We start from the raw sequence: 555 nt of genomic DNA, 5'->3' as shown, positions 1-555 counted from the left end.
CTCCTGCGTCGTCCTGATGTCTTCAATCACCTCTTCGCGGGCGCGGGCAAAATCGCGATCCTTCAGTGCTGCGATGATCGCAGTGTGCCGCCCGGACGGCTCCATCGTGCCGGCGCGCATCAAGGGCGCGACATGGTTGGACAACAGCCGCATATAGGGGCCGAAGCGCAGCCACAGCGTCTCGATCAACTGAAACAGCACGTCGGAGCCGGAGGCGCGGTAGATGGTGAAATGGAACTGCTGGTTCTTGGCGATCAGTTCGTAGATGCTGCCGTTGCGCCCGATCGCCTTCTGGTCGGCGGTGATCCTCTGCAATGTGGCTATCTCGGAAGCGGTCAGGCGCGGCGCCCCGAGCTCGGCCGCCAGCCCTTCGACGGCGACGCGCGCCCGGCAGAGATCGTCGAGCCGCGCGCGGGTGACGACCGGCACGCAGGCCGAGCCGTTCTGCGATATCTCCAGCGCGTTCTCGGCGGCGAGCCGCCGCAAGGCCTCACGCACCGGCATGTTCGAGGTGCCGAAGGCTTCGGCCAGCGAGGCTATGGTCAGCACCTGGGC

Annotated in this window: 1 protein-coding gene; it reads right to left on the bottom strand. The window is 66.3% G+C overall.

The features are described from left to right. On the bottom strand, positions 1–555 hold a 555-nt coding region (locus EOA86_RS37685; protein WP_164892459.1), incomplete at both ends, for a GntR family transcriptional regulator.

It is taken from the genome of Mesorhizobium sp. M5C.F.Ca.IN.020.32.2.1 (assembly GCF_004023105.1).
Classification (GTDB): domain Bacteria; phylum Pseudomonadota; class Alphaproteobacteria; order Rhizobiales; family Rhizobiaceae; genus Mesorhizobium; species Mesorhizobium wenxiniae.
This window is presented reverse-complemented; position numbering and strand designations above follow the sequence as displayed.